This is a genomic window from Sphaerisporangium sp. NPDC049002, from assembly GCF_040649355.1.
Classification (GTDB): Bacteria; Actinomycetota; Actinomycetes; order Streptosporangiales; family Streptosporangiaceae; genus Sphaerisporangium.
The window spans coordinates 5,779-11,576 of the sequence record NZ_JBEZFH010000101.1 but is presented as its reverse complement, the minus strand read 5'-3'; the positions used below and the strand labels follow the sequence as shown (position 1 = coordinate 11,576).

General features: G+C 69.7%; 4 protein-coding genes and 1 pseudogene. 3 read left to right on the top strand and 2 right to left on the bottom strand.

Annotated features, from left to right (window positions below):
* From AB0B89_RS20590 to AB0B89_RS20580, 3 genes are all read left to right on the top strand, one after another.
* The coding region (locus AB0B89_RS20590; protein ID WP_358554961.1) for a glycoside hydrolase family 6 protein at window positions 1-1,407 on the top strand (1,407 nt) is incomplete at its 5' end.
* 545 nt (window positions 1,408-1,952) lie between these two features.
* Window positions 1,953-3,395, top strand: coding sequence for an MFS transporter (locus tag AB0B89_RS20585; RefSeq protein WP_358554958.1), 1,443 nt, complete (start codon window positions 1,953-1,955; stop codon window positions 3,393-3,395).
* Entirely contained in the window at window positions 3,392-3,808 is a 417-nt protein-coding gene (locus tag AB0B89_RS20580) for a MarR family transcriptional regulator (protein WP_358554955.1), read from the top strand. Before AB0B89_RS20585 ends, AB0B89_RS20580 begins: the two co-directional genes overlap by 4 nt.
* Before the next feature lie 9 nt (window positions 3,809-3,817).
* On the opposite strand, the gene AB0B89_RS20575 is transcribed toward AB0B89_RS20580, so the two are convergent.
* Together AB0B89_RS20575 and AB0B89_RS20570 are read right to left on the bottom strand one after the other, a co-directional pair.
* On the bottom strand, window positions 3,818-5,023 hold the full coding sequence (locus AB0B89_RS20575; protein ID WP_358554952.1) for a family 2 encapsulin nanocompartment cargo protein polyprenyl transferase: 1,206 nt from the start codon (window positions 5,021-5,023) through the stop codon (window positions 3,818-3,820).
* A 270-nt stretch (window positions 5,024-5,293) separates the two neighbouring features.
* A pseudogene (locus AB0B89_RS20570) lies at window positions 5,294-5,798 on the bottom strand (Crp/Fnr family transcriptional regulator); the annotation flags it as partial.

Genomic DNA, 5,798 nt, shown 5'->3' with positions numbered 1-5,798 from the left:
ACCTCCGCGAACTGGAACACCGCGCAGAACGTGACGCTGTCGGCCGCGGCGAACGCCAGCAGCGCCAACGGCACGCGGGCCATCACGGTCGCCTCCTCCGGCCTCACCTCGGTCACGGTCACCGCGTCCGTGCAGACCGGCGGCGGCAACCCGGGCACGCACGTCGACAACCCCTACGTCGGCGCCACCGGCTACGTGAACAGCGACTGGTCCACCAAGGCCGCCGCCGAGCCGGGCGGCTCCGCCGTGGCGAACATCTCGACGGGCGTGTGGCTGGACCGCATCGCCGCCATCGCCGGCTCGTCGAGCGCCAAGGGCCTGCGCGCGCACCTCGACGCGGCCGTCCAGCAGGACGCCGCCAACGGCAGCACCCCGCTGACCATCCAGTTCGTCATCTACAACCTGCCGAACCGCGACTGCTCGGCTCTGGCCTCCAACGGCGAGCTCAAGATCTCTGAGAACGGCCTCAACCGCTACAAGACCGAGTACATCGACCCGATCGCCGCGATCATGGCCGACCCCAAGTACGCGGCGCTGCGCATCGTATCGATCATCGAGATCGACTCGCTGCCGAACCTGATCACCAACACCAACATCGCCGCCTGCGCCGAGGCGCAGTCGTCGGGCGCCTATGTCCAGGGTGTGCAGTACGCCCTGAACAAGCTGCACGCGATCACGAACGTGTACACCTACATCGACGCGGGACACCACGGCTGGCTCGGCTGGGACACCAACTTCGGCCCGTCGGCCCAACTCTTCGCCAGCACCGCGCGCGGCACCACCGCGGGTATGTCCAGCGTCGACGGCTTCATCACCAACACCGCCAACTACTCCGCGCTGACCGAGCCGTACTTCACCATCAACTCCACCCCGGGTGGCCAGACGGTGCGTCAGTCCCGCTGGGTCGACTGGAACTTCTACGTCGACGAGCTGACCTACGCCCAGGCGTTCCGCCAGCGGCTCATCACCGAGGGCTTCCCGTCGACCATCGGCATGCTGATCGACACCTCCCGTAACGGCTGGGGCGGCTCGGCCCGGCCCACGGCGGCGAGCACGTCGACCGACGTCAACACCTTCGTCGACCAGTCCCGCGTCGACCGGCGGATCCACGCCGGCAACTGGTGCAACCAGAGCGGCGCCGGGCTCGGCGAGCGTCCGAGGGCGAACCCCGCCACCGGCCTCGACGCCTACGTCTGGATCAAGCCTCCGGGCGAGTCGGACGGCTCCAGCTCCGCCATCCCGAACGACGAGGGCAAGGGCTTCGACCGGATGTGCGACCCGACCTACACCGGCAACGGCCGTAACGGCAACAACATGACCGGCGCTCTGCCGAACGCTCCGATCTCCGGCGCGTGGTTCTCGGCGCAGTTCCGTCAGCTCCTCCAGAACGCCTACCCGGCGCTCTAACCCGCAGACCGCGGGCCCCGCCACGGCTGAAGCGCAGCCCGTGGCGGGGCCCGTCACCAAACACCACCGTCCACCGAACACCACCGTCTACCGAGCAGCGGTCGTTCACCTACACCGTCGTGGTCCTGTCCCGGAGGGGTCCCCCCGGACAGGGCCACGACGTTTGTGCGGGCATGGTTCTCCCTCTGTCACCGGAGGCTTCCGTCTTGTCACCGGAGGTGCCGCGGGTGCCGCGGGACGAATGGGGGACAGCCGCGAGTGGCACGCTGACGGCAGCCATAGACCCGGCCGCGGCATCGCGTGACCGGCCGCTGTCCCCCTGAGCGCGGCGACGGCGGAGCCCGGCCCGAACGCGCTGCGCGGCACCCTTCAACGGCCCGAAAGCGGGACCGTCGCGGGTAACCGGCCATCGCACGCCCCCACGAGACTGGTTCTTCCCCGGGCATCAGCCATATATCCGCAGTTCATAGGCATAAATCAGACTATAAGAGGCATTGGTTGTACTCTTAAAACCGTTGTACGCCTACAACCTCTTGGGGAGGGCCGTGACCGAGCTCAGCCGCCGCAGGCGCATGCTCGTCCTGCTGATCTGCTGCATGAGCCTGCTCATCGTGGGGCTCGACAACACCATCGTGAACGTCGCCCTCCCGTCGATCGAGCGTGACCTTCGCGCACCGGTCTCGGGGATGCAGTGGACCATCGACGCCTACACGCTCGTGCTGGCGAGCCTCCTGCTCCTGTCGGGCTCGACGGGCGACCGCGTCGGGCGCCGCCGCACCTTCCAGATCGGCCTGGTGGTGTTCGCGGCCGGTTCGCTCCTCTGCGGGCTGGCGCCGAGCCTCGGCTGGCTGGTGGCCTTCCGGGTCCTCCAGGCGATCGGGGGCTCGATGCTCAACCCGGTCGCCATGTCGATCATCACGAACACCTTCACCGAGCCGAGGGAACGCGCCCGCGCCATCGGCGTGTGGGGAGGCGTGGTCGGCATCAGCATGGCGCTCGGCCCGGTCGTCGGCGGGGCGCTCGTCGACACGACCGGCTGGCGCTCGATCTTCTGGATCAACGTGCCGGTCGCGGTGGCCGCCCTGCTGCTCACGGCGCTGTACGTCCCGGAGTCCCGGGCGCCTCGTCCCCGCCGGATCGACCCCGTGGGCCAGGTGCTGGTCATCGTGACGCTGGCCTCGCTCACGTACGCGATCATCGAGGTGCCGAGCAGGGGCTGGAACTCCCCGGTGATCATCGCGTTCTCTGCCGCCGCCGTGGCCGCGCTTGCCGCCCTGATCGTGTACGAGCTGCGCCGCCCGGAACCCCTGATCGAGCTGCGCTTCTTCCGCAGCGTGCCCTTCTCGGGGGCGTCGGTCATCGCGGTGAGCGCGTTCTCGGGCTTCGGCGCGTTCCTGTTCCTCAACACGCTGTACCTGCAGGACGTACGGAATCTCTCACCGTTCCACGCGGGGCTGTGCACGCTGCCCATCGCGGCGATGGCGGTCGTGTTCGCCCCGCTGTCGGGCCGGCTGGTCGGGGAGCGCGGGTCCCGGCCTTCGCTCATCATGGCGGGTGTCGCCATCACCGCCAGCGGCCTCATGCTCACCCGGCTGACCGTGACCACGCCCATCCCCTGGCTGCTCGCCGGGTACACCGTCTTCGGCTTCGGGTTCGCCATGGTCAACGCGCCCGTCACCAACACCGCCGTATCGGGGATGCCCCTGGCACAGGCCGGGGTCGCGGCGGCCGTCGCCTCGACCAGCCGCCAGGTCGGCCAGTCGCTCGGCGTGGCCGTCGCCGGGTCGGTGCTCGCGTTCGGCATGACGGGACCCCTGAGGGAGGGGTTCACCACGGCCAGCCTGCCGGGTTGGTGGATCGTCGCAGGGTACGGGGCGGTCGTGCTGCTCCTGGGTATCATCACCACGGGCAGATGGGCGAAGAGCACCGCGGAGCGGACCGCGGCACGCCTCACCGTCGACGACACGAGGATTCCCGTCACGTCATGAGCCACGACCCCCAGATGGCCACCCGTGTCTGGCACGGCATGCGCGCGCTCGTCCTCGACCGGTATGACCGGCGCAAGGAGGTCTGCGACGCGCTCGACATGAGCTTCATCAGGGTCAAGGCGCTGCGCCGGCTGGCCGTGGCGCCGATGACGATGCGGCAGCTCGCCGCCGAGCTGAGCACGGACGCCCCCTACACCTCGCTTGTCGTGGACGATCTCGTACGGCGCGGCCTGGTGGTGCGCGACGTCCACCCGGACGACCGCCGCCAGAAGGTCGTGACCATGACCGCCGAGGGCGAGAAGGCCGCCGTGGTCGCCGATGCGATCCTCGGCGAGCCGCCCCCGCCTTTGCTCGATCTCGGCCCCGCCGACCTGGCGGCCCTCGACCGCATCATCACGGCCCTGACCCGCTGAGCCCCGCGCTCAGTGGTCGCGGTGGGTGACCAGGCGGGCGAGGGTGGTCAGCTCGAAGGCGGCCCTCGGCACGGGGTCGGCGGCCGTCAGGTGGCCGAGCGCCTCGGCCAGCAGGTCGTCGGCCCGCGCCTGGCTCCACGCACGGCCGCCCGCGGCCTCGATCAGCTCGGCGGCGCGGACCAGATCGGGACCGGTGAGCTCCTGCTCGCGGTGGTAGAGCGTCGAGAGCTCCTCACCGGCCGGAGTACCCGAGGCCAGGGCGGCGACCACGGGCAGGGACTTCTTCCGGTTGCGCAGGTCGGAGTAGACGGGCTTTCCCGTCACCGCCGGATCGCCCCAGATGCCGAGGAGATCGTCCACGAGCTGGAAGGCCAGCCCCAGGCGGGCGCCGAACCCCCGCAGCCGCTCGATCTGCTCAGGAGTCCCCCCGCCGAACAGGGCGCCGAGGGCGCAGGCGCCGCCCAGCAGCGCCCCCGTCTTGCCCTCGGCCATGCTCACACACTCGGACAGGCTCACATCGGCGCGTCTCTCGAAGGCCGTGTCCGCGCTCTGGCCCTCGACCAGATCGAGGACCGCGGCGCCGAGCACCCGGGCCCCGTCGGGAGCGGCGGGGTGGCCGTCGGCGCCCAGCACGTCGAAGGCCAGGGTCAGCAGGGCGTCACCGGCCAGGATGGCCGCGCTGACACCGAACACGCTCCAGGCCGTGGGGCGATGGCGTCGGGTCGCGTCGCCGTCCATCACGTCGTCGTGAAGCAGGGAGAAGTTGTGCACCAGCTCCACCGCGACCGCCGCCGACATGGCCGCGAGATTGAGGCCCCCGGCCGCGCCTCGGACCGCTCCCGCCTCGGGAGCGCCGTGGCCGCCCGTGGCCGGTGGCGGCGAGCCTGCGGGGACTCCGGCCGCGTCGGCGGCGATTCCGACCTCAGCAGCGCTTCCGACCTCAGCAGCGCTTCCGACCTCAGCAGCGCTTCCGACCTCAGCGGCGACTCCGACCGCCTCGGCGGACAACAGGACGAGTGCCGGGCGGATGGCCTTGCCTCCGCCGCTCGTGGCCGGCCTGCCGTGCTCGTCCCGCCAGCCGAAGTGGTACTCCGTGATGCGCCGCATCGACGCGGGCAGGGTCTCCACCGCGGACCGCAGGGCGGGGCCGACCAGGTCGCGGCTCCAGGCCAGCACCTCGTGTGCCGGACGGCCCGTGGTCATCACCTTGGTCATACGCGCGACCCCTTCCCTCCGTGCCTGAACTGGGCGTGTTCGAAAGCCCCGCGGACGCCGGGGAGGACTTTCATCGACTTCATCACACTTATCGCAGTCAATCTCCGTTGTGACCACAGAAAGCTGGTCTCATCACTGTAAAACCGGGCTCAACTCCAGCCCATGGACGGCTCTGATCCCGGGCACCGCGAGGCGTTCTCAGGATGCGCATGGAGAAGCCGGGCGACCCAAACGGTCGCCTGGCGTTTCCATGCTGATTTCGGTCGTGGGTCAGAGGCCGATTTCGACGTGTTCGAGGACGCCGAGTGCGTCGGGGACCAGGACGGCGGCGGAGTAGTAGGCGCTGACGAGGTAGGACATGATGGCCTGTTCGTTGATGCCCATGAATCGGACGGAGAGGCCGGGTTCGTATTCGTCGGGGAGGCCGGTCTGGTGGAGGCCGATGACGCCTTGGTCGTCTTCTCCGGTGCGCATGACGAGGATGGAGCTGGTGCGGGTCTTGGTGATCGGGATCTTGTTGCAGGGCAGCAGGGGGACGCCGCGCCAGGACGGGATCGCGTGACCGTCGATCTCGACGCTCTGCGGATAGATCCCCCGGCGGTTGCACTCGCGGCCGAACGCGGCGATGGTCTCCGGGTGCGCGAGGAAGAAATGGGATTTCCTTCGCCTGCAGAGGAGCTCGTCGAGGTCGTCGGGGGTGGGTGGGCCGGTGCGGGTGTGGATGCGTTGTTTGAGGTCGGCGTTGTTGAGGAGGCCGAATTCGGGGTTGTTGATG